Here is a 22,166-nt window from a genome sequence, read left to right on the forward strand (position 1 = left end):
GGACGCATGAAGAAGCTGGTGAACGACCCCCGCCACGTGGTGCGGGAGATGCTGGAGGGGCTGGTGGCCCTCAACCCGGCCCAGGCCCTGCTGGAGGGCGAGGATGTCGTCATCCGCGCCGGGCTGCCGGAAGCGGCACGGCGCAAGGTGGCGGTGATCTCCGGCGGCGGCGCGGGGCACGAGCCGGCCCATGCGGGCTATGTCGGGGAGGGGATGCTCTCGGCGGCGGTGACGGGCGACGTCTTCACCTCGCCGAGCACCGATGCGGTGCTGGCGGGCATCAGGGCGGTGGCGGGCCCGGCCGGGGCGCTGCTGGTGGTCAAGAACTACACCGGCGACCGGCTGAACTTCGGCCTCGCCGCCGAGCTGGCGCGGGCGGAAGGCATCCCGGCGGAGATCGTCGTGGTGGCCGACGACGTCGCCCTGCGCGCCACGGTGGAGCCGGAGCGGCGGCGCGGCATCGTCGGCACGGTGCTGGTGCACAAGCTCGCCGGTGCCGCGGCGGAACAGGGGCTGCCCCTGGCGGAAGTGGCGCGGCTGGCGCGCGAGGCCGCGGCGGAGACCGGCAGCATGGGCGTGGCGCTGGGCGCCTGCACCGTGCCGGCCGCCGGGCAGCCCGGCTTCGCGCTGGGCGAGGAGGAGGTGGAGCTCGGCCTCGGCATCCATGGCGAGCAGGGCGTGGAGCGCGGTGTGCTGCGGCCGGCGGACGGGCTGGTGGAAACGCTGCTCGCCGCTATCCTGGAGGATCGCGGGCTGCGGGCCGGGGACCATGTCGCGCTGCTGGTCAACGGGCTGGGCGGCACGCCGCCGATGGAGCTGGCCATCGTCGCCCGCCGCGCCCTGTTCCTGCTGCGGGAACGGGGCCTCGTGGTGGAGCGGGCCTGGGCCGGGAACTTCCTGACCGCGCTGGAAATGCCGGGCTGCTCGCTCTCCCTGCTGCGGCTGGACGAGGCGCGGCGGGATCTGCTCGATGCGCCGGCCGGCGCTCCGGCCTGGCCCGGTGGCGGCCATGTCCCCGCCCGGCCGGGCCTGGTCCCGGCCCCGGCCCCGGCCGACGGAGATGCGGCGGAGCGTGCGCCCGGTCCGCTTTCCGGCCCGTTGCGGCGGGCGGCCCTGGCCGTGGCGGCGGCGGTGGAGGCCGCCGAGGCGGAGCTGACCGCGCTCGACAGCCGGGCCGGGGATGGCGATCTGGGGATCAGCCTGGCGCGCGGCGCAGCGGCCATCCGGGCCTTGCCGGAGACCGCCTTCGCCGATGCGCCGGAAACCCTGGCGCGGATCGGCGGCGCGCTGCGCCGGGCCATCGCGGGAAGTTCCGGCCCCTTCTACGCCACGGCCCTGCTGCGCGCGGCGCGCGGCCTGCCACCGGAGCCCGGCCCGGCCGACTGGGCCGCGGCCCTCCAGCGGGGCGTGGACGCCATCGCGGAACTCGGCGGTGCGAGGCCCGGCGACCGGACCATGCTGGATGCGCTGCACCCGGCAGCGGAAGCCTTCCAGGCGGAACTCGAAGCGGGCCGCCCGGCGCCCGAGGCCTGGGCCGCCGCCGTGCGGGCCGCCGGGGACGGCGCGGAGCGGACCGCCCGGATGCGGCCCCGGCTGGGCCGGGCCAGCTATCTCGGGGAGCGCGCGCTCGGCGTGCCAGATGCGGGGGCCGCCGCGGCCGTGGTCTGGCTGCGCGCGCTGGCCGCCGTGCCGTCCTGAAGCCGCTGAGGGGGCGTGGCTTCCTGGTAAGGGCAGGCGGCGGAAGAGGCGGGAGTCGAACCCACCGGAGACGCGCAGCGCCTCCCATCGGATTTGAAGTCCGTGCACCCCACCGGGAATGTTTCTCTTCCGGAGCGGGAGCTACGCCGGAACCCCGGCCCGATCAAGCCGCTGACGTCCGGCCGACTCATTCAATGGGACCGCGGCCTCACGGCGCTCCTCGCACCGGGCGGCATCTCCACCCGAAAGGCCTTCTCGTTGCGCGCAAATCCCTGGCCATCCAGGATGGCCCGGGCGCATCATGGCAATGGTCGGGAGGTGCGATCTGGCGGAGAGGGTGGGATTCGAACCCACGGTACAGTTGCCCGTACTTCGGTTTTCGAGACCGACCCGTTCGACCACTCCGGCACCTCTCCGCGCCGCCCGAACAGGCTTCGGCGCCGCGTATAGAGGTGGAATGCGCTGAGCGCAACGGGGGGAAGGGCGGTTCTGCGTTGACTCCCCCAGGGTGGGCTCGCTATATCCGCCGCCTCCCGGCAGATCCCCCAGGTGACGCCGCAGTGCCGCTCGCGGCCTCACCATCGACTTGAATAGAGCAGGCGTAACAATGACCTACGCAGTGATCCGCACGGGCGGCAAGCAGTACCGCGTCACCCCGAACGCCGTGCTGGTCGTCGAGAAGCTCGAGGCCGAAGCCGGCCAGACCGTGACCTTCCAGGACGTCCTCGTCCTCGGCGGCGAGTCCGGGCTGACGATCGGCGCCCCCACCGTGGCCGGCGCCACGGTGACCGCCACGGTGATCGAGCAGACCCGCGGCGACAAGGTGATCGTCTTCAAGAAGCGCCGCCGCCAGAACAGCCGCCGCAAGAATGGCCATCGCCAGCACATGACCGTGCTGCGCATCGGCGACATCGCCGCGGCCTGATCCAGAAACACAGGAAAACCCCACCATGGCTCATAAGAAGGCTGGCGGTTCCTCCCGCAACGGTCGCGACTCCGCCGGCAAGCGCCTCGGCGTGAAGCTCTATGGCGGCCAGGCGGTGAAGTCCGGCTGCATCATCGTGACCCAGCGCGGCACCAAGATGCTGCCGGGCCGCAACGTGCTCGTTTCCCGCGACCACTCCATCCAGGCCGTGGCCGATGGCGTCGTGAAGTTCGACCGCAAGGCCGAAGGCCGCGTGATGGTCTCCGTGGACCCGCGCCCGGTGGCTGCCCCGGTGGCCGCCGAGTAACCACGCGCCCCCCACCAACGGCTCGTCTTACCGGACGGGGGCCCTCGCGGCCCCCGTTCGTCGTTTCAGGGGTCCATTCCGGTCCCGCACTCCCTCTTCAGGCTCCCGAACCGATGAAGTTCCTCGACGAAGCGAAGGTCTACCTGAAGGCAGGCGACGGCGGTGACGGCGTCGTGGCCTTCCGCCGCGAGAAGTACATCGAGTTCGGCGGCCCGGACGGCGGCAATGGCGGCCGGGGCGGCGATGTCGTGGTCGAGGCGGTGGAGGGGCTGAACACCCTGATCGACTACCGCTATGCCCAGCATTTCCGCGCCCGCAAGGGCGGCAACGGCGCCGGCTCCGACCGCACCGGCGCGGGCAGCGAGGATGTGGTGCTCAAGGTCCCCGTCGGCACGGTGGTGCTGGACGAGGACAAGGAGACCGTCCTGGCCGACCTCACCGAGGCCGGGCAGCGTGCCACGCTCTGCCGCGGCGGCGACGGCGGCCATGGCAACGCGCACTACAAGACCTCGACCAACCGCGCCCCGCGCCGCGCCGACAAGGGCTATCCGGGCGAGGAACGCTGGGTCTGGCTGCGGCTCAAGCTGATCGCCGATGCCGGCCTCGTCGGCCTGCCCAATGCCGGCAAGAGCACCTTCCTCGCCGCCGTCTCCGCCGCCCGGCCCAAGATCGCCGACTACCCCTTCACCACCCTGCATCCGCAGCTCGGCGTGGTGCGCCTCAACGCCTCCGAGGAATTCGTCCTGGCCGACATCCCCGGGCTGATCGAGGGCGCGGCGGAGGGGGCCGGCCTCGGCACCCGCTTCCTGGGCCATATCGAGCGCTGCGCCGTGCTGCTGCACCTGATCGACGGCACCCAGGCCGATCCGGCCGCCGCCTGGAAGACCGTGCGCGGCGAGCTGGAGGAATACGGCGCCGACCTGACCGACAAGCCCGAGATCCTGGCCCTCAACAAGACCGACGCCATGACGCCGCAGGCCCGCACCTCCCGCATCAAGGCGCTGGAGCGTGCCACCGGCCGCCCGGTCATGCTGATCAGCGGCGCCACGGGCGAGGGCGTGCCGGAAGTGCTCCGCGCCCTGGCCGACGCCGTGGCCGCCGACCGGGCGGAACGCACCGCATGATCGACCTGCGCACCGCGAAGCGGATCGTCGTCAAGGTCGGCTCCGCCCTGGTGGTGGACCCGGAGACCGCCGCGCCGCGCGAGGCCTGGCTCGCCTCCGTCGCCGCCGACCTCGCCGCGCTGCGCGAAGGCGGAGCCGAGGTCGTCCTGGTCTCCTCCGGCGCCATCGCCCTGGCCCGCCGCGTCCTGGGCCTGACCCAGCCGCGCCTGCGGCTGGAGGAGAAGCAGGCCGCCGCCGCCGTCGGCCAGATCCGCCTCGCCGGTGCCTGGCAGGGCGCCTTCGCCGCCCATGGCATCGCCGCCGCCCAGCTCCTCCTGACCCTGGAGGACAGCGAGGACCGCCGCCGCTACCTGAACGCCCGCGCCACGCTCTCCACCCTGCTGGGCCTGGGCTGCGTGCCGGTGATCAACGAGAACGACACGGTCGCCACGGCGGAGATCCGCTTCGGCGACAATGACCGCCTCGCCGCCCGGGTGGCGGAGATGGTGCAGGCCGATGCCCTGGTCCTGCTCTCCGACATCGACGGCCTCTACACGGCCGACCCGCGCCGCGACCCGGAGGCCCGGCACCTCCCGGCAATCGAGCGCATCACCGACGAGATCATGGCCATGGGGGGCGAGCCGCCGCCCGGCTATTCCTCCGGCGGCATGCGCACCAAGCTCCTGGCCGCGAAGATCGCCACGGGCGCCGGCTGCGCCATGGCCATCGCCCTGGGCACCCGCCTGAACCCGCTGCGGCACCTGCTCGAAGGCGGCCGTTGCACCTGGTTCCTTCCGGCGCCCGAGGGCCGCAGTGCCCGCAAGGCCTGGATCGCCGGCAGCCTCGCCCCCCATGGCGCCGTCACGGTGGATGCCGGCGCTGTCCGCGCGCTCCGCAACGGCTCCTCGCTCCTCCCCGCCGGGGTGCGGGAGGTCTCGGGCAGCTTCACGCGCGGCGACCCCATCTCCATCCGCGACGAGGCCGGCCGCGAGATCGCCCGCGGCCTTTCCGCCTATGACGCCGACGCCGCCCAGCGCATCGCCGGCCGCCATACCGACGAGATCGAGGCCATCCTCGGCCTGCGCGGTCGTGACGAGATCATCCACAGGGACGATCTCGTCCTGCTCTGAACGCTTCCGGACAGGAAGAACACGCCCCGGCCGGCTGCGCCCGGGACGGTGCCGGGCGGCGGATCGTGGAGCCTGGGCATTTCGGCGCACCCACCCCGGCCCTGTCCAACCGCCCGACGGGGGAAATGACCTTCCGCCGCAGGCCGGTATCAGCCCAGTGCGAAGGCCAGGGACAGAAGGGCGAGCCCCGCCAGGATCCAGGTCACCTCGTCGCTGATCAATCCGCTGTGCAGCCCCTGCAATCCGGTCAGCAACGGGCGTATCACCAGACCCACCCCATTCCTGACAGGGCGGGGCAGGTGGCGCCGTCCGAGATCCCAGCCGGCGATCGCCAGGGCAAGGACCAGCCCCATCCAGGAAAGGAAGGAATGTCCCGTGGGCGTGGGCGATGGCGGGGCGGCCCAGAGCTGCCGGGTCGCCTGCCGTGCGAACTCCTCGGCAAAGGGGCCCGCCGCCAGGACCAGGAACAGCAGGACCCCGACCGGCAGCAGCATCAGCCAGAGCGGCCGGTTCGCCTTCTCCGCCTCCTCGCCGGGCACACGTTCCTCCTCGCCCGGCATCCCGCCCCAGCCCAGGAAGATCCGGCCGGTGACCCGGAGCACGGCGCCCCCCGTCAGCCCCGCTCCAAGCGGCACCGCCAGTACCAGCCAGGGATGCGGCTCCTGCTTCGCGGCATTTTCCAGCAGCACCATGCCCGTATCCATCAGCCCGGCCGGCAGGCCTGCCAGCAGCAGCCCGGCCAGCAGGAAGGCGATCCCGGCCGGCCAGATCGGGCGGCCACGGCCGCGCAGGCCGATCTCGTCGATCCCGCCCAGTGTCGCCAGCAGCACGCCGGCCAGGGCGAAGAGCGACGCCTTCACCATCCCATGCCCGGCCATATAGGCCAGCATGCCGGCCGTTCCGTCCTCCCGCAGCATGGCCAGGCCCATCAGCATGATCCCTGTATGGGAGATGGTGGAGAAAGCCAGCATGCGCTTCACGTGACGCTGTGACAGGCAGGCCGCGCCGCCGATCAGCGCGCTGGCCGCGCCCAGCCAGAGCAGCAGCGCATGGGCATTCTCCGTCACGGCGGGAACATGCGCGAAGACCGTGCCGGTGAGCCGGGCCAGGCCGAACAGGCCCATCGAGACCATGACGCCGGAGAAGACCATGGAGACCGGGCTCGGTGCCACCGCATGCGCGTCCGACAGCCAGAGATGGAAGGGCACCGTCGCCGCCTTGATCAGCAGCGCCGCCACCAGCAGGCAGAAGGCACCCAGCAGCACCGGGTCATGGCCGGTGGCAGCGGTCACCGCGCCCGCGCGTTCGCCGAGCGCCACCATGTCCAGCCGCCCGAGCCGGGCATAGAGCAGGCTGATCCCGGCCAGCATCATGATCGCGCCCAGGCTGTTGGTGACCGTGAAGTTCAGCGCCCCGGTCAGGGCGGATTCCTCCAGCCGGTAGGCGGTGAGGGCGAAGGCCGCCACGCTCATCACCTCGAACCAGACGAAGAGGTTGAACAGGTCGCGCGTCAGGCAGAACCCCGCCATCGCCGCCAGGAAGAGCAGCATCAGCACATGGAACTGCGCGCCCACCTCCTCGAAGAACCCCCAGGCGAAGAGGCAGGCCGAGGCCACGATCAGGCCGACCAAGCCGACCATCGCCGCCCCGGCCGGATCGGCCGAGAAGGCGATGCCGATCGGGATATCCCCATGCATCGCCCAGCCGCCGAACCAGTGCAGCAGGGGGCCCGCCATCGACAGGCGCGCCATCCAGGCCCCCAGCGCCGCCACGCCCAACGCGGTCAGGATGGCCAGGATGTCGGGGGCACGCCGCGGCAGCACGCGGCCGGCGGCGAGAAGCAGGGCCGCCATCAGGATCGGCACCGCCACGACCAGGGGAGGGAGCGGGGAGGTCACTTCCGCAGCGTCTGCAGGCGCCGGGGATCGAGCGTGCCCCTCCGCTTGTGCAGTTGCAGCGCCAGCGCCAGCAGAAGCGCTGTCACCGCCGCACCCACGACGATGTCGGTGAGCACCAGCGCCTGTACCACCGGATCCACCGCGGGTGTGCCGGGCGGGTGGTCGTGGAAGACCGGCGGACTGGCTTGCCACCGGAAGCCCGCGGCCAGCAGCAGGACGTAGGTGCCCGACTGCGTGACCGAGAGGCAGGCGATCAGGTGGACATAATGCCGGCTGGTGAGAATGCCGTAGAGGCCGATGGCGAAGAGCCAGACGCTGACCAGCCACGGCAGCAGCGTCATGACCCGTCCTCTCCCGCCACGCGGGTCTCCTCCAGGAACTCCAGGAAGAGCATCCCGAAGCCGCCGGCCACAGCCAGCCCGACGCCCAGGTTGACAACAGGGATGATCCCGCCGGACAGGAGGCTTCCCATCTCGCCGAGCGGCAGCAGGTTGGCGAGAAAGGCGCCGCCACTGAGCAGTGCCCCCATCCCCACCAGTGCGTAGAGCGCCGCGCCGCCAGCCTCGGCCGCATGGAGCGCATGGCCCCGCACCACGCGCCTCCATGTTCCGTACCGCTCCCCCAGCCACACGAGCAACAGGCCGGAGCCGATGATCATGCCACCCTGGAAGCCGCCGCCAGGCGTCAGCGCGGCATGCAGCACGACATACAGGCCATAGAGCAGCGTCATCGGCGCCAGCACGCGGCAGAGCAGGATCACGCCCGGGCTGCGCGGTGCGATGGGGCGGCCCTGACAGGTGGCCGCGCGGTCCATCGTCTTCTCGCCACGCGCACCGCGCAGGATGACCGTGGTGCCCACCACGGCGGCGAGCAGCATGACCTCCTCGCCCAGCGTGTCGAAGCCGCGCAGGTCGAAATTCACCGCCGTCACCATGTTGGTGACCTGCCGCTCCGCCGGGCCGAGCCGGTTGACGGCATCGCCATAGGGCAGGGGGTGGTTCCCGAACTCCGGCATGGCGTGGATCACCGCAGCCGCCCAGGGCAGCAGGCAAAGGGCCGACACCCAGGCCAGGAGGCAGCGCAGGCGTGGCGTCACGATCCATCCCCGTTCGGGCGCCGCTGCCGGAGCCGCAGGTTCGCCAGGACCACCAGGAACAGCAGCGGCAGCGCCGCCGTGCCCACCACGAACTGGGAGAAGGCGACATCGGGCGCCTGCAGGGCCGTGAAAAGCATGGTCAGGGCCAGGCCATGGGCGGCCATGGCCATCACCTGCCGGTGCGGTTGGCGCGACAGCGCCACCCCGGTGCCCGTCGCCGCGACAAGCAGGAACAGCATGGCCAGCAGAAGGCTCATCCCGTTTCCGCCCCCTTGTGGTCCCGCCGGAGCAGGGCCCGGCCGGTGGCATGCGCCAGCGCCGCGCCGATGGCCCAGGAGAGCAGCACCATCAGGGTGATCTTGAGGGAGCGTCCGCTGAGCCCGTCCGTCACGAAGGCCGCCGCCGTCACCGCCGCGCCGCCTGCGATGTTCACGAAGGTCACCGCGTGCAGGCGGTCCAGCGGATCGCGCAACCGCGCGGCGCCGAGGACGCCGAGCCAGACCGCCGCCACGGTCAGGAGAAGGCAGGCCGCCAGCAGCGTGCTCACAGCCAGCGTTCCAGGAAGATCGTCATCACCAGCGTTCCCGGCAGCGACAGCAGCACCAGGGCAAAGGGCAGGTCGATGATCGATGGCAGATCGAACGCGAAGCTCATCGCCACGAGGATGAGCGTTGCGACGGAAAGGGCGAGTTGCGCGGCCACCAGCCGGCTGCCGACCCGCCCGCGTATCGCCATGGCGGCCGGGACCGCGAAGGCTGGCACCAGCGCCCCCAGGGCAAGAAGCCAGAGGCCGGCGGGACTTGCGAGCGGGCCCGTCATCCTGGCCATGTCTCGTCGCCGTCAACCGGACGAGGCACCAGCTGGTGCAGCGGCCAAAGCCCCGGCTGCGCCGAGTCGTCCGTGACATAGCCGTTCGGCGCCAGGGACAGCCGTAGGATCGACAGGCCGCGCCGCGTCAGGCTGCCTGGGTCATTCCCCTGGGCAACGGGGATCTCCCGTATCTTCCCTGGCCGCATCTCCCTGCCGCTTGCGGCACGGCACAGCGCGGCGGCCGTCAGCGCCGTTTCCCGCAGCAGCGTGAGTGGCAGCGCCAGGAGGAGCCGGGCCGGTGGCCTGGGCCAGCCGAGGCGATGGGGCGCGATGCGGCGCAGCGCCAGCGACAGGGTCGCCGCCAGGCCGCCACAGAGCAGCGCGGCCAGGACTTCCTCACCATCCACCTGCCCGGCGAAGAGCAGGTAGAGGAGCATCAGCGCAATCAGGCGCAGTGGCATGGCGGCCCCACGACGTCATGCCTCCAGGAGTTCCCGGGGCAGGTCTCGCTGCTAACCCTTTCCGCCGCCGGTGGGTTGCGTGCCCTTGCGCCGCGGCGGCGTGAAGGCGGCGAGATCCGGCGGGCCCGCCCTCGGCCGCCAGCTCATGCGACGGCTGTCCGTGGCGGAACACCGGCTTCCGTCACGCATAGGCATAGGGCCCGCCCCGCTCCAGCGCCCGCCGGTAGGCCGGCAGGTCATGGATGCGCGCCAGGAAGCGCGCCGGGTTCGGCCGCGCCTCGCCGAAGGGCGCGCGCTGCGCCGCGGTTTCGAGCGGGAAGCTCATCATGATGTCCGCCGCCGTCATTTCCGGCCCGGCGAACCAGCCCGTCCCCGAAAGGGCGTCGTTCCAATACTGCTTCATCCGCTCCAGGCCGGGCGCCACGAAGCCGTCGCGGATTTTCAGCATGGCATCGCGCGCCTCCGGCGGAACCTTCTCCGCGGCGCGGTTGAGCAGCAGCGTCATCACCAGCGGCGGCATGGCCGACCCCTCGGCGTGATGCATCCAGTGCCGGTAGGGCCACCAGTGCGGCCCGTCCTTGGCCGGCTGGAGCCGCCCCTGGCCGTGCCGGTCCAGGATGTATTCCACGATCGCGCCGGTCTCGGCCAGGACCATCCCCTCGTCGGTGACGACCGGGGACTTCCCCAGCGGATGCACCGCCCGCAACTCCGGCGGCGCCTGCATGGTCTGCGGGTCGCGTTCGTAGCGCTTCACCTCGTAAGGCACACCCAGCTCCTCCAGCAGCCAGAGCACCCGCTGGGAGCGGGAATTGTTCAGGTGGTGGACAGTCAGCATCGTGGCCTCCCTGTTGCGCGGCGCGGGAAAGGTTAACGCGCTGAAGCGTCGCCCGTGCGGCCCGTTACGCGGAAAACGCCGCCCCACCCCTTGCCCCGCCCGTCGCTTTTGGCTCTAAGACGCGCCCCCTCGACCCAGCGGAGCCGCTCCATGTCCTCTCCCCATGCTGCCATGGGCCGTTCCGCCATGGGTGCCTCGGTGGGGCCTGTCCTGGGCATCGACTTCGGCACCACCAACAGCGTCATCGCCACGCTGCAGCCAGACGGCTCCGTCACCACCGCCCGCTACGCCGTGGGGCGGGAGGTGCTGGACACCTTCCGCTCCGTGCTCTGCTTCTGGACGGAGCACGGGGCCGCGGGCCGCGCCGCCACCCGCCACGCCGCCGGCCCCCGCGCCATCGAGGCCTATCTGGAGGACCCGCTCGCCAGCCGCCTGATCATGTCGATCAAGAGCTACCTGGCGCAGCGGAGCCTGATGGAGACCCGCGTCTTCGGCCGCTCCTACGCCCTCGACCAACTCGTCGGCCTGCTGCTCAACGGCCTCTTCGACTCGGCGGGCGGCCTGCCGCAGGGCGCGCATATCGTGGCCGGCCGGCCGGTGCGCTTCGTGGGGGAGACGGCGGACGACGCGCTGGGCGAGGCCCGGCTGCGCGATGGCTTCCGCGCCGCCGGCCAGGGGCGGATCCAGGTGGCGCTGGAACCCGAGGCCGCCGGGCACCGCTTCGCCAGCACCCTCGACGGCGCGGCCACCGTGCTGGTCGGGGATTTCGGCGGTGGCACCAGCGACTTCTCGATCCTGCACTTCGAGCCCGGCCCGCCGCGCCGCGTCGCGCCGCTCGGCCATGCCGGCGTCGGCATCGCCGGCGATGCGCTGGACTACCGCATCATCGATCATGTGGTCTCGCCGCGCTTCGGCAAGGGCACCAGCTACCAGATCATGGGCAAGGACCTGCCCGTGCCGCCCGGATGGTACGCCAACTTCGCCCGCTGGCACCGGCTCTCCCTCATGCGCGCCCCGCGCACCCTGCGCGAGATCGAGGAGGTCGCCCGCACCGCCGACCACCCCGAGCGCCTGCACCACCTGATCCGCTTCATCGAGGAGGAGGCGGGCTACGCGCTCTACCAGGCCGTCTCCGGCGCCAAGGCCGCGCTCTCCCGCGCGCCCTCCACCACGCTGCGCTTCGAGCATGAGGGCTTCCGGCTGGAGGAGGAGGTGGCCCGCGCCGATTTCGAGCGCTGGATCGCCCCGGAGCTGGCCCAGTTCGAGGCAGCGGTGGACCGCGCCCTGGCCGATGCGGGCCTGCGGGAAGGAGAGGTGGACCGCGTCTTCCTCACTGGCGGCACCTCCCTGGTCCCGGCGGTACGGCACCTCTTCGAGCGCCGCTTTGGCCCGGAGCGGGTGGCGGGCGGCAGCGAGTTTGTCTCGGTGGCGGAGGGCCTCGCGCTGATCGGCGCCGAGGCGCAGGATAGGTAGCGCCGGAGGGCACCGCCCCCCGAAAGAACAGCCCGAACGGGAAGAACCGCCATGAGCCAGATCCGCTTCGAGGACATCGACGCCGCGACGCCGAGCCGGGAAAGCCTCTCCGCGCGATACGCCGTCATCGAGGCGCTGCTGGGCCGCCCCGGCACCTCCGGCCATGCCGAGGCGCTGGAGGAATGGGACCGGCTGCGGCGCGAATACGAGACCTGGAGCTCCCTGGTGCACCTGCGCTTCTCGCAGGATACCACCGACGGGGAGGTCAGGGCGGCGCGCGAATACGCCGATGCCCTGGCCCCGGTCGCGACGGAGCACGAGGTTGCCGTCAAGCGCCGCCTCCTGGCCGAGCCGGATCGCCGGGCGCTGGAGCGCCTCGCCGGCGCCCATGCGCTGCGCCTCTGGGAAACAGACATCACCACCTTCGAGCCGGCGATCGCGAAGGACCTGGAGGAGGAGGCGAAGCTCGGCGCCCGCTACACCGCGCTGCTCGCCTCCGCCCGCTTCGAGATCGGCGGCAAGTCGGTGAACCTCGCCGGCCTCGCCCCCTATGCCGAGGACCTGGACCGCGACACCCGCCACCGCGCCGAACGCCTGCGCTGGAGCTTCTTCGAGGCGAACGCGAAGGAGCTGGACGCGATCTACGACGGGCTGGTGAAGCTGCGCGACGGCATGGCGCGCAAGCTGGGCTATGACAGCTACACCCCGCTCGCCTACCGCAACATGCGCCGGGTGGATTACGGGCCGGAGGACGTGGCCCGCTACCGCGAGCAGGTGGCGGAGCATGTCGTGCCCCTGGTCTCCCGCCTGATGGAGCGGCAGCGCCGCGAGAATGGCTGGGAGAAGCTGTATTTCTGGGACGAGGCGCTGGTCGATCCCCAGGGCAACCCGAAGCCCGCGGGCTGCCACGACCTGCTCGTGACCCGCGCCCAGGCAATGTTCGACGCGATGGACCCGCGCCTGGGCGATTTCTACCGCCTGATGCACGAGGGCGGCTTCCTCGACCTGAAGAACCGTCCGGGCAAGGCGGGCGGCGGCTTCTGCACCTCCTTCCCCAGCTATGGGGTGCCCTTCATCTTCGCCAACTTCAACGGCACCAACCACGATATCGGCGTCTTCACGCACGAGATGGGGCACGCCTTCCAGAACTGGGAAAGCCGCGAGCAGCCGGGCATCGATTATCTCTGGCCGACCATGGAGGCGGCGGAGATCCATTCCATGGGCCTCGAATTCCTTACCTGGCCACAGATGGAGAAGATGGTGGAACCCGGCGCCGCCGACCGCTTCCGCCGCCTGCACCTGATCACCTCGCTCGCCTTCCTGCCCTATGGCGTCTGCGTCGATCACTTCCAGCACGAGGTTTATGCCAACCCCGGGGCCACCCCGGCCGAGCGCCACGCGATCTGGCAGCGGCTGGAGAAGCTCTACATGCCCTGGACGGATTACGGCGACCTCGCCTATCCGGCGCGGGGCGGGCGCTGGCAGGCCAAGCACCACATCTACCGTTCGCCCTTCTACTACATCGACTACACCCTGGCGCTCTGCTGCGCGATGCAGCTCTGGGTGAAGTCCCGCCGCGACTACGCGGGCACGCTGGAGGCCTATGTCGCCCTTTGCGGCCAGGGCGGCTCCGCCCCCTTCGGCGAACTCGTCCGCTCCGCCGGCCTCGTCTCCCCCTTCGAGCCGGGCGCCCTGGCCGAGGTGGTGCGCGAGGCCGAGGCCGTGCTCGGGGCGTGACGGCGGCCTCCCCGGAGAAAGGGCGGCCCGGAGGCGCGGCGGCGGTCGCGGTGATCGGCGCCGGCCCCGCCGGGCTCTTCGCCGCGGAATGCCTGGCCGGGGCGGGCTGCGCCGTCACCGTCTTCGACCGTATGCCTTCCCCGGCCCGCAAGCTGCTGATCGCCGGGCGCGGCGGCCTGAACCTGACCCACAGCGAGCCGCTGGACGCCTTCCTCCCCCGCTATGGCGCGGCCCACGACTGGCTGGAGGCCGCCATCCGCGCCTTCCCGCCCGAAGCGCTGCGCCGCTGGTGCGAGGATCTCGGCCAGCCGACCTTCACCGGCAGCAGCGGCCGCGTCTTTCCCACCGCCTTCAAGGCGGCGCCCCTGCTGCGTGCCTGGCTGCGCCGGCTGGATGCGCTGGGCGTCCGCCTGCGCCCACGGCACCGCTGGACCGGCTGGGACAGGCAGGGAAGGCTGCTCTTCGAGCCCGAGGGGGCTGAAGCCTTCGCATGGCGGGCCGATGCCACGCTCCTCGCCCTGGGCGGCGCCTCCTGGCCGCGCCTGGGCTCGGACGCCGCCTGGGTGCCGGTCCTGCGCGACGCCGGGATCGCCATCTCGCCGCTCCGCCCTGCCAATGCCGGCTTCACCCTCGACTGGTCGCCCCTGTTCCGCGAACGTGCCGCCGGCGAGCCGCTGAAGCGCATCGCCCTGCATTTCGAGGGCCGCACGGCCCGGGGCGAGGCCGTCGTGACGGCCGAGGGGCTGGAAGGCGGGGTGTTCTACGCCCTTTCCGCCCCCTTGCGCGAAGCCATCGCTCTCCGGGGAGAAGCGGTGCCGCAACTCGATCTCCGGCCCGACCTTCCAGCCGAGGACGTGCTGCGGCGCCTTTCCGCGCCCCGTCGCGGGCAATCCCTTTCCAACTTCCTGCGCAAGACCCTGGCCCTGCCGCCCGTGGCCATCGGCCTGCTGCGGGAGGCGGCGCGGGAGGCACCGGACAGCCTGTCGGAACCGGCGCGGCTGGCAGGGCTGGTCAAGGCGCTCCCGCTGCGCCTGACAGGGATCAGGCCGATCGAGCGCGCCATTTCCTCGGCGGGCGGCATTGGCAGAGAGGCATTGGACGCGAACTTCATGCTCCGCCGCCGTCCCGGCATCTTCGCCGCGGGGGAGATGCTGGACTGGGAGGCGCCGACCGGGGGCTACCTGCTCCAGGCCTGTTTCAGCACAGGCCGCGCGGCGGCGGAAGGAATGCAGCACTGGCTGCGTCTGCCGGAAACGGTTCCGCCGGTGCCATAGGGGGCAAGGGAAGGCTCGCGCTCGTCTCTTCTCGTCCACCGGCTATTCCCCCGCCTGCTCCGCGACGATTCCCGCAGTCCCGCAGGAAACCCATCCGCCATGCCGGCGCTCAAGGTTTCACAACGTTTCCGGAGACACCGAAGTGGGCATCATCTGGACCATCATCATCGGCTTCATCGTGGGCCTGGTCGCCAAGTTCCTGATGCCTGGGCGTGACCCTGGCGGCTTCATCATCACCACGATCCTGGGCATCATCGGCGCCGTGGTGGCCACCTATCTCGGCCAGGCCGTCGGCTGGTACGGACCAGGACAGGGAGCCGGGTTCATCGCCTCCATTGTCGGCGCGGTCATCGTCCTCTTCATCTACCGCATGGTGGCCCGGCGCTCGAACTCCGTCTGAGGAAAGAGCCTCCAGGCGGAGCACCTGCGCGTCATGAAGGAACCGGAGCCGGCATAGCGGGCTCCGGTTTTTTCTTGCCCGCTTCCGGGTGGCGGAGGGTACTTCCCCGCTGCCCGGCTGCTCTTCACGCATCCCGGGATATCCGCGATGCTTCCCTCCTCGAAAAGGGAGGAAGAAGAATGCTGGTTTCCCTGGTCACGCCCCGGCTGATCCTCCTGGGCGGCGGCGCGGTGGCGCAGGTCGCCGAGGTGCTGGCGCAGTTCGGGCTGTCCCGCCCCCTGGTGGTGACCGATCCCTGGATGGTCTCCTCCGGTATGGTGGAGCGCTGCCTGAAGCCGCTGCGGCAGGCCGGGCTCGAACCGGCCGTCTTCTCCGACACCGTGCCCGATCCCACCGACACGGTGGTGGCGGCGGGCGTGGAGCGCCTGCGCGGTGCCCGGCATGATTGCCTGATCGGCTTCGGCGGCGGCAGCCCGATGGACACCGCCAAGGCCATGGCCATCCAGGCCGCGCTGGAACCCGGCACCCATATCCGCAGCGTGAAGTTCCCCGCCCGGGCGGATCACGGTGCCCTGCCGGTGATCTGCATCCCCACCACGGCCGGCACCGGCAGCGAGGCCACCCGCTTCACCATCGTCACCGACACGGAACGCGACGAGAAGATGCTGATCGCCGGCCTGGGCGCCCTGCCCCTGGCCGCCATCGTGGACCATGAGCTGAGCTGGACCGTCCCGCCTCGGATCACCGCCGATACCGGCGTGGACAGCCTGACCCATGCGCTGGAAGCTTTCGTGTCCCGCCGGGCGAACCCCTTCTCCGACGACTATGCCCGCCAGGCCATGCGCCTCATCGCGCCCAACCTGCGAGCCGCCTATGCCCGGCCGGACGATGTTGCGGCGCGGGAGGCCATGATGCGCGGTGCCCTGCTGGCGGGGCTCGCCTTTTCCAACGCCTCGGTCGCGCTGGTGCATGGCATGTCCCGCCCGCTGGGCGCGCATTTCCATGTGCCGCACGGGTTGTCCAACGCCATGCTGCTGCCCGCCGTGACCGCCTACAGCCTGCCGGGTGCCTTGCCGCGCTATGCCGAGGCGGCGCGGATCATGGGCGTGGCGGGGCCGGAGGAGGGGGACCAGGCCGCCGCGGCCCGGCTGGTCGAGGCCCTGCGCGCGCTGAACCGTGACCTCGCGGTGCCGTCCCCCGCCGCCTGGGGGATCGAGGAGCGGCGCTGGAACACGCTCCTGCCCCTGATGGCGGAACAGGCCCTGGCCTCCGGCAGCCCCGGCAACAACCCGCGCGTGCCGGGGAAGGAGGAGATCATCGGGCTGTACCGGGAGGTGTACGGGGGCTAGCCGCAGCCTCATGCCCCCGTTTCTTCCCGGCGGTGATCCAGCCCGGTCCGGCGATGGTATCCGGGCGGAGCCTGCCTATCCCTCCGTGAGCACGGCGTCGTCGTCCACCCGCTGCGGCGGGAAGGCAGCGGGGGGGTGCCAGCCGTCGGGCCACTGTCCCCGCAGCACTGCGTCCAGGAACCGCGCGATGGCGCTGTCCCAGCTCCAGGACGGGCCGCGCCCGGCCGGGCGCGAGGCGCTTGCCGCGGCCTGCCCGAGCGTGCGCCGTATGGCGTCCGGAAGAGCGGTGGAGATGGCCCCTTCGTAGAGGGTGACGTCTGTCCGCCATACCCCGTCGTGGCCCGGCAGCCGCCGGGCGATGACCGGAAGCCCGACCTGCACGGCCTCATCGACGAAGGGGACGCTGCTCTCGCTCTCGGACGTGACCAAAAGGGCCGAGCAGACCGTCCGGAGCTGGCGCTGCTTCGTCTCCTCGGGCTGGAGGATCCAGTGCAGCCGGTATCCGGATTCGCGGTGCTGGCGCAGGGCCGCCGCGAAACGTCCCATCCCTTTTCCCATGGGGCCGACCAGGGTCAGCGCGACATCATATCCCTCGGACCATAGCGTCTCGACAGCTTCGAGCGCCTGATCGAGTCCATCCCAGATCGCGAAGGGACCGTTCATGAGAAGGGTGGGGCGCCGGGCCGCGGATCTGATGGCCGCGAGATAGGCTCCTTCCTCCGTGTCGCCGAGTTTCGCCGGCAGGGGGCCGACATAATCGGCGCCGGCCCGCAGGCTGGCTATCGGAAGAGGGCAGTTCCGCGTGATCTGGCCATCGTCGAGCCAGGACCTGAGCCCCTGGGCCGTGGCGGGCGACCAGCAGACGGCGCCATCCGCGATGGCCAGCAGCCGGGCGTGCCAGTCCGCCAGGGGAAGCGCATCGCTTCCCAGGCGTTCGGGCTGCAGCAGTGGCAGCGAATCATGCAGCAGCACGACCACCTGCACCCCCGAAAGGCGCAGGCGCTGGATTTCCCGGAGTTCCGCATGCGTCATTCCGGCATGTGGGACCGCGCAGAACAGGATATCGCCCTCGCCGGCATCGAGCGGCCGCTGCCAGCCCGGCAGGAGCGTCGTGCCGAGCAGGGCCGAGGCGATGTCCGGGGCATAGTGCAGCCGCCCATCCAGGAAGCGGACGGCTTCTCCCCGGGCCTCGGACACGTCATGCCGGAGCAGGCGGCGGCAGGTCTCCTCGACCGCCCTGCCGGAGCCATGGCCGGGTTTCTCCGGACTCCAGCCGGAGAGCTCGAGGAAGACACGCCTGACGAGCGGCCTCGTCAGGGTTCGCGCCGTGGCGCGGGCCATGTCCGCCAGAATCTCCTGCGACAGGCTGGGCTGATCCGCCAGGCTGCGGCCCATCTGCGCGATGGCCGGGGCCGGAGACGCGGCATAGGCACTCTCGATCGCCGCGTGGTACTGGGCCGCGACGGCATCGGCCCCGAGAACCTCGGCCGCATAGGCGCTGCCGGCACGTCCCAGTGCCTCGCGGCGCCCGGCATCGTCGCGCAGCGACGTCAGCGCCGCGCTCAGTTCCTCGTCGCTGAACGTGTCCGGCAGCTTGATCGCGCATTCATCGGGCAGTTCGGCCGAGGAGCCATGCGCGTTGACGATCAGCGGCAGGCCCGCGGCAAGGCAGTCGGCGATGGCGCCGGAACTCTCGCCGCGTGACTTGCTGCGGAGTTGCACGGCGATATCGGATGCGGCGAGCCACAGGTCGTAGGTGTCCGCGTCGATGCGGCCCAGGAAGCGCGGCTGGTCCGCATCCTGCTCCGGAGCCGTGCCCTCGGCCAGATGGGCGGCGTCGTCCGCCAGCAGGCCCGCGAAGACCAGCAGGCCCGGATCGCCGTCCATACGCTGCCACGCGCCGATCAGGCGTTCCGGCAGCTTGGTCGCCGCCACGATCCCGAAGCTGCAGATGACGAACGCGTCTTCCGCCAGGCCGAGCTTCCGCCGGGCCTCGGCGCGGCCGGGGCGCGGGCGGAAGGCACGGAGGTGAGGGATGACGCTGGTCTTGCGGGTGACCGTTTCGCCGAAATGGCGGGACAGCACCTCCTGCGCGTGCCTGGAATGCTGGATGAGCCAGATGGCGCTTTCCAGGACCGGCAGCGAACATGGGAAGGAGCCGAGTGCCGCCAGATCGCCTTCCGCTTCGTAGGCCTCGACGGCGCGGTATCCGTGGGAGGCATAGAGATCCTCCCGGAAGCCCTCGGGCTTTCCCCTGCGGTGCGCGAAGGCATGCAGGGCGTTCGAGAGAAAGGCGTCGTGCAGGGTGACCACCCCCGGGATAGCCGGGAGCAGGTCCTGCAGCTGGAAGCGGTGAAACTCGGAATTGCCGATCTGGTAGAGGACACGGTCGAAACGGTCGGCCTTCGCGGCGAAGGTTTCCGGATCGATGACCGGGAAGCCGCCGGTCAGCCTGGGATCGTCAACGGGCGAGGCTTCCGTGACGAGCGTGATGTCGTAGTGCCTCGCCAGGCTCGGGATGAGATCCCGGCTGTAGTCCGCGATGCCGGTCGCCTGCGGCGGCAGGGGCGATACGAAGGCGAGACTGGGCCTCGGGCGCAGCACCGCGTGGCGCGTGGCCCCCAGTTCCTCGTCGCGGCGCAGGAGGGCGATCTGCTCCAGCGCGTCCCAGGCCAGCTCGGCACTGGCCTGCCAGGTGAACTTCCTCGCCTGCTCCCGCCCATGGGCCACAAGGGAATCGCGCAGCGAAGGGTTGTCCAGGACCTCCCTCATGCGGGCCGCGATCTCTTCGGGCCGCGTGGGATCGAAGAGCGCATCGGCCCTTCCCACGACCTCCGGCAGGCTCGTCGTATTGCTGGCGATGACCGGCGCGCCACATGCCATGGCTTCCGCGGCCGGAAGGCCGAAGCCTTCATGCAGCGACGGGAACACGAAGAGCGAGCAGGCCGTGTAGAGCGCGGAAAGGTCGCCCTCCTCGACGAAGCGGGCGATGACGAACCGTTCTTCCGGGATGCCGTGCTCCGCTGCAACCCTGTGCAGCGTTCCGGGGTCCATCTTGCCGACGATGAGGAGCTGGTAGCGTGCCTGCAGGTCCGGCGGCAGCAGGGCATAGGCGCCGATGAGCCCGGCCTCGTTCTTGCGGATGTCGCCGGCGCCGAGGAAGAGGATGAACTCCCCTTTCAGCCCGTAGCGTTGCAGCAACGCCGCGCGTCCTTTCTCGTCCAGGGAGGCGGGGCGGAAGTCGCCGTGGATGCCGGCCCGGATGTTGAAGACACGCCCGGGCGGATAGCCGAGATACCGGATGGCTTCCTGGCGGCTGGACTCGGAGATGGCCAGGAGGCCGGTGGAGAGCGACATCTCCTGCAGGCAGCCATAGTACCAGTTCTGGCCGCTGGAGATGATGCCCCTGGGGCCGAAATAGGTCTCGCGCAGGATCAGCGGGATCAGGTCGTAGCAGGTCCCGACGACCGGCAGGCGTTGCAGCGGCCCGGGCCAGCGGGTCACCACATCGTCGCCGAGCCCTTCGAAGATGCTGGAGACATGGATCAGGTCGGGGCGCAGGGAGGCCAGGAACTGCGCCCGCAGATGCTCGGCGACGCCGCGGTTCGGCGAATGCGCGAAGAAGGAGGTCCCCGGCGGCGGGTGCCAGGACCTGATCTGATCCCGGGGCAGGATGGCCGAGAAGCTCTCGGTCAGCTTGCCGGCGACATCCGGGAAAGCGCCGCTCAGCGCGACGACGACCTCGTGGCCGCGTGGGGCGCGCGCCATCGCGGCGGCAAGCTCCCGGGAATAACGGCCGATACCGCGCTCGTGGCTGCTTCCCTGCGCGCCCTGCAGGTCGATGACAAGCCGCATATCAGTACCGTTCCCGCCTTGCTGTCACGAACATGGGTTGCGTGACCATTCAGGCCTTTCTGAACAATTTCGCAAGGTATCGATACATACTGCCCTCACGACCGCCCAGCCCCGACACGCTGTCCGGCGCGGCAGGCAGGGCCGTCACAGAATGGCTGGGCTGCTCCAGGGCCATGGGTTGGGGCCAGATCGCCTCGGGCTGCGCCATGGGCCAGGTCAGGCGCTGGGCCGCCGCCTGGTCGTAGTAGCGGTAGCGCATTTCCAGCCAGCCGGACGCCCGGGGCATGACGCGGCCGAACAGCTTCGCGGCCGGCCGCCCGCCCGGCACGCGGCGGACATAGCGCAGTGTCTTGTGGAAGATCCGGCGGGCCACGTCCTTCGGGGTCAGGTCGCCCCGCATCAGGTGAACGGGCGCGCGCAGCGGCGCGGTCACGCGCCATGAGGTACTGCTTTGCAGCGCATGGAACCGGGCTTCGGCCTGCTCCGCGCGGAGGCGCAGGGCATGGGCCACGCTTTCGCGCTGCGCGGTCTCTTCCGCGGCCCGGCGGTTCTGCCGCATCGCCTCGGCGACCTGCTGCATGGCTTCCACGACCTGCTGCTCCGCCAAGCCGCGTTTCTGCCGATCCGCTTCCGCGGCGTCGGAAAGCGCGTCCCGGAGGCTCGTCCCATAGGTGACACGGAGTTCGACCAGCCTTGCCTTCAGGGAGCGGATTTCGACTTCCGACCGGTGCTGGCGGGCCAGGGCCGCATCCTGGGCCTCCTGCAACGCGGCCTCCAGGGCCGCGATCTTCCGCTCGGCCTCCTCCTGCCGGGCCAGGGCGGCATCCCGGTTCTCCTGCAGGGCGGCTTCCAGGGAGGCGATCTTCCGCTCGGCCTCGCTCTGCCGGGCGAGAGCGCCGTCCTGGCTTTCCCGCAAGGCGGCTTCCAGGGAGGCGATCTTCTCCCCGGCCCGGTGTCCATCCGCGGCCGCGGTGTCCCGGGCCTGTTGCAGCTCGGCCAGCAGTCCGTCCCGCTGGGCCTCCGCGCTCGTGGCGCGCGACAGCGCGGCCTCCAGCTCGACCGGCAGGCCGGCGGAACGGAAGGCGTCGTCGAAGACATTGGGCTGCACCTGGAAGTGCCTGCCGAGCTCGTCGAAATGCTCTTCCGCCAGATAGAAGCGGTTCAGGCCGTCGAACCAGACGAAGCGATAGCCATGGTCCAGGAGGGACGGTTCCCAGCCGTAGTCCTCCTCCTGCGACAGGGGGCGCGTAGCTTCCAGCAGGATGATCCAGGGGCGGAAGCGGTGCAGGTCCATGCCGGCCAGCACCGCGCCCTCCCCGCCTTCCACGTCGATCTTCAGGAAGTGGATCGGGCCTTCCGGACGGTGTTCCGCGCAGATGTCCGCCAGCGTGCGGCAGGCGATGTCGATGCGCTCGACCTCCCAGCCGGTGGCCGCGTGATGCTCGGCGACGGCGGTGTCCAGCGTCGAGAGCCCTGTCGTGCCGATCCGGTAGAACGTCTTCGTCCCGGACGTTTCGGCGGCGCCGACCATCAGGTTGACGTCGCGTGTCCTTGCCTTCTGGAGTTCCTGGAAGAGCTGGGGATTGGGCTCGATGTTGATCCCGCTCCAGCCGTTCTCGTAGAAAAGGCGCGTCACGGACAGGTGGCCGGGCTCGGCGGCCCCGACATCGATGTAGAAGCCGTCCGGGACATGCTTCAGCGCCCGCCACAGCATCACATCTTCCTGATTCTGTGCCCAGGATAGGGAGGTCATCGCGCTAGCGGCCCTTCTTGCGAACAATGCGCCTGTCGGCGGGTCTTGGAGTGCCGTCCTGC

20 protein-coding genes and 2 tRNA genes are annotated in these 22,166 nt (G+C 71.1%); 10 read left to right on the plus strand and 12 right to left on the minus strand.

Features of this window, described 5'->3' with window-relative positions; translation table 11 throughout:
- Window positions 1–6 precede the first annotated feature (6 nt).
- Complete coding sequence (locus BT98_RS0120555; protein WP_027297495.1) at window positions 7–1,698, plus strand: dihydroxyacetone kinase family protein; 1,692 nt, start codon at window positions 7–9, stop codon at window positions 1,696–1,698.
- A 40-nt stretch (window positions 1,699–1,738) separates the two neighbouring features.
- On the opposite strand, the gene BT98_RS27505 is transcribed toward BT98_RS0120555, so the two are convergent.
- Window positions 1,739–1,829: transfer RNA gene (locus BT98_RS27505), tRNA-Sec, on the minus strand.
- 195 nt (window positions 1,830–2,024) lie between these two features.
- Window positions 2,025–2,114: transfer RNA gene (locus BT98_RS0120560), tRNA-Ser, on the minus strand.
- 191 nt (window positions 2,115–2,305) lie between these two features.
- Here BT98_RS0120560 and rplU point away from each other — a divergent pair.
- From rplU to proB, 4 genes are all read left to right on the plus strand, one after another.
- Window positions 2,306–2,623 (plus strand): 50S ribosomal protein L21, encoded by a 318-nt coding sequence (gene rplU / locus BT98_RS0120565; RefSeq protein WP_019461887.1) that lies wholly within the window; start codon window positions 2,306–2,308, stop codon window positions 2,621–2,623.
- A gap of 25 nt (window positions 2,624–2,648) precedes the next feature.
- On the plus strand, window positions 2,649–2,930 hold the full coding sequence (gene rpmA / locus BT98_RS0120570) for a 50S ribosomal protein L27 (protein ID WP_019461888.1): 282 nt from the start codon (window positions 2,649–2,651) through the stop codon (window positions 2,928–2,930).
- A gap of 113 nt (window positions 2,931–3,043) precedes the next feature.
- A complete protein-coding gene (gene obgE, locus BT98_RS0120575) occupies window positions 3,044–4,054 on the plus strand; it encodes a GTPase ObgE (protein WP_019461889.1) in 1,011 nt (336 codons plus the stop codon).
- Complete coding sequence (gene proB, locus BT98_RS0120580) at window positions 4,051–5,163, plus strand: glutamate 5-kinase (protein WP_019461890.1); 1,113 nt, start codon at window positions 4,051–4,053, stop codon at window positions 5,161–5,163. Before obgE ends, proB begins: the two co-directional genes overlap by 4 nt.
- Before the next feature lie 149 nt (window positions 5,164–5,312).
- On the opposite strand, the gene BT98_RS0120585 is transcribed toward proB, so the two are convergent.
- The 8 genes from BT98_RS0120585 to BT98_RS0120620 form a co-directional block, all read right to left on the minus strand.
- The gene (locus BT98_RS0120585; protein ID WP_019461891.1) at window positions 5,313–7,061 is read right to left on the minus strand and encodes a complex I subunit 5 family protein; all 1,749 of its coding nucleotides are present in this window, start codon (window positions 7,059–7,061) and stop codon (window positions 5,313–5,315) included.
- A complete protein-coding gene (locus BT98_RS0120590) occupies window positions 7,058–7,402 on the minus strand; it encodes a sodium:proton antiporter (protein WP_019461892.1) in 345 nt (114 codons plus the stop codon). The genes BT98_RS0120585 and BT98_RS0120590 overlap by 4 nt, the downstream gene beginning before the upstream one ends.
- The gene (locus BT98_RS0120595) at window positions 7,399–8,157 is read right to left on the minus strand and encodes an MnhB domain-containing protein (protein WP_019461893.1); all 759 of its coding nucleotides are present in this window, start codon (window positions 8,155–8,157) and stop codon (window positions 7,399–7,401) included. Before BT98_RS0120595 ends, BT98_RS0120590 begins: the two co-directional genes overlap by 4 nt.
- Complete coding sequence (locus tag BT98_RS0120600) at window positions 8,154–8,414, minus strand: Na(+)/H(+) antiporter subunit B (RefSeq protein WP_019461894.1); 261 nt, start codon at window positions 8,412–8,414, stop codon at window positions 8,154–8,156. Before BT98_RS0120600 ends, BT98_RS0120595 begins: the two co-directional genes overlap by 4 nt.
- Entirely contained in the window at window positions 8,411–8,704 is a 294-nt protein-coding gene (locus tag BT98_RS0120605; protein WP_019461895.1) for a monovalent cation/H(+) antiporter subunit G, read from the minus strand. Before BT98_RS0120605 ends, BT98_RS0120600 begins: the two co-directional genes overlap by 4 nt.
- Entirely contained in the window at window positions 8,701–8,976 is a 276-nt protein-coding gene (locus BT98_RS0120610) for a hypothetical protein (protein ID WP_019461896.1), read from the minus strand. The genes BT98_RS0120605 and BT98_RS0120610 overlap by 4 nt, the downstream gene beginning before the upstream one ends.
- Window positions 8,973–9,428: a hypothetical protein gene (locus BT98_RS0120615; RefSeq protein ID WP_019461897.1), complete on the minus strand. Its 456-nt coding sequence runs from the start codon at window positions 9,426–9,428 to the stop codon at window positions 8,973–8,975. The genes BT98_RS0120610 and BT98_RS0120615 overlap by 4 nt, the downstream gene beginning before the upstream one ends.
- Before the next feature lie 181 nt (window positions 9,429–9,609).
- On the minus strand, window positions 9,610–10,263 hold the full coding sequence (locus BT98_RS0120620; RefSeq protein ID WP_019461898.1) for a glutathione S-transferase family protein: 654 nt from the start codon (window positions 10,261–10,263) through the stop codon (window positions 9,610–9,612).
- Window positions 10,264–10,413: 150 nt separating this feature from the next.
- On the opposite strand from BT98_RS0120620, the gene BT98_RS0120625 reads away from it, so the two are divergent.
- The 5 genes from BT98_RS0120625 to BT98_RS0120645 all read left to right on the plus strand — a co-directional run bounded on the left by BT98_RS0120625 (window position 10,414) and on the right by BT98_RS0120645 (window position 16,496).
- Entirely contained in the window at window positions 10,414–11,736 is a 1,323-nt protein-coding gene (locus tag BT98_RS0120625) for an Hsp70 family protein (RefSeq protein ID WP_115359206.1), read from the plus strand.
- Between the two features lie 51 nt (window positions 11,737–11,787).
- On the plus strand, window positions 11,788–13,473 hold the full coding sequence (locus BT98_RS0120630) for a M3 family oligoendopeptidase (protein WP_019461900.1): 1,686 nt from the start codon (window positions 11,788–11,790) through the stop codon (window positions 13,471–13,473).
- On the plus strand, window positions 13,470–14,747 hold the full coding sequence (locus BT98_RS0120635; RefSeq protein WP_051004905.1) for a TIGR03862 family flavoprotein: 1,278 nt from the start codon (window positions 13,470–13,472) through the stop codon (window positions 14,745–14,747). The genes BT98_RS0120630 and BT98_RS0120635 overlap by 4 nt, the downstream gene beginning before the upstream one ends.
- A gap of 142 nt (window positions 14,748–14,889) precedes the next feature.
- Complete coding sequence (locus BT98_RS0120640; RefSeq protein ID WP_019461902.1) at window positions 14,890–15,147, plus strand: GlsB/YeaQ/YmgE family stress response membrane protein; 258 nt, start codon at window positions 14,890–14,892, stop codon at window positions 15,145–15,147.
- A gap of 179 nt (window positions 15,148–15,326) precedes the next feature.
- Window positions 15,327–16,496, plus strand: a complete 1,170-nt coding sequence (locus tag BT98_RS0120645; protein ID WP_019461903.1) for an iron-containing alcohol dehydrogenase — start codon at window positions 15,327–15,329, stop codon at window positions 16,494–16,496.
- A gap of 75 nt (window positions 16,497–16,571) precedes the next feature.
- Here the strand turns inward: BT98_RS0120645 and BT98_RS0120650 are convergent, their stop codons facing one another.
- The gene (locus BT98_RS0120650; RefSeq protein WP_019461904.1) at window positions 16,572–20,351 is read right to left on the minus strand and encodes a glycosyltransferase; all 3,780 of its coding nucleotides are present in this window, start codon (window positions 20,349–20,351) and stop codon (window positions 16,572–16,574) included.
- Between the two features lie 49 nt (window positions 20,352–20,400).
- Complete coding sequence (locus BT98_RS27510; protein ID WP_019461905.1) at window positions 20,401–22,065, minus strand: FkbM family methyltransferase; 1,665 nt, start codon at window positions 22,063–22,065, stop codon at window positions 20,401–20,403.
- Between the last annotated feature and the right edge of the window lie 101 nt (window positions 22,066–22,166).

The organism is Roseomonas mucosa ATCC BAA-692 (assembly GCF_000622225.1).
Taxonomy (GTDB): Bacteria; Pseudomonadota; Alphaproteobacteria; order Acetobacterales; family Acetobacteraceae; genus Roseomonas; species Roseomonas mucosa.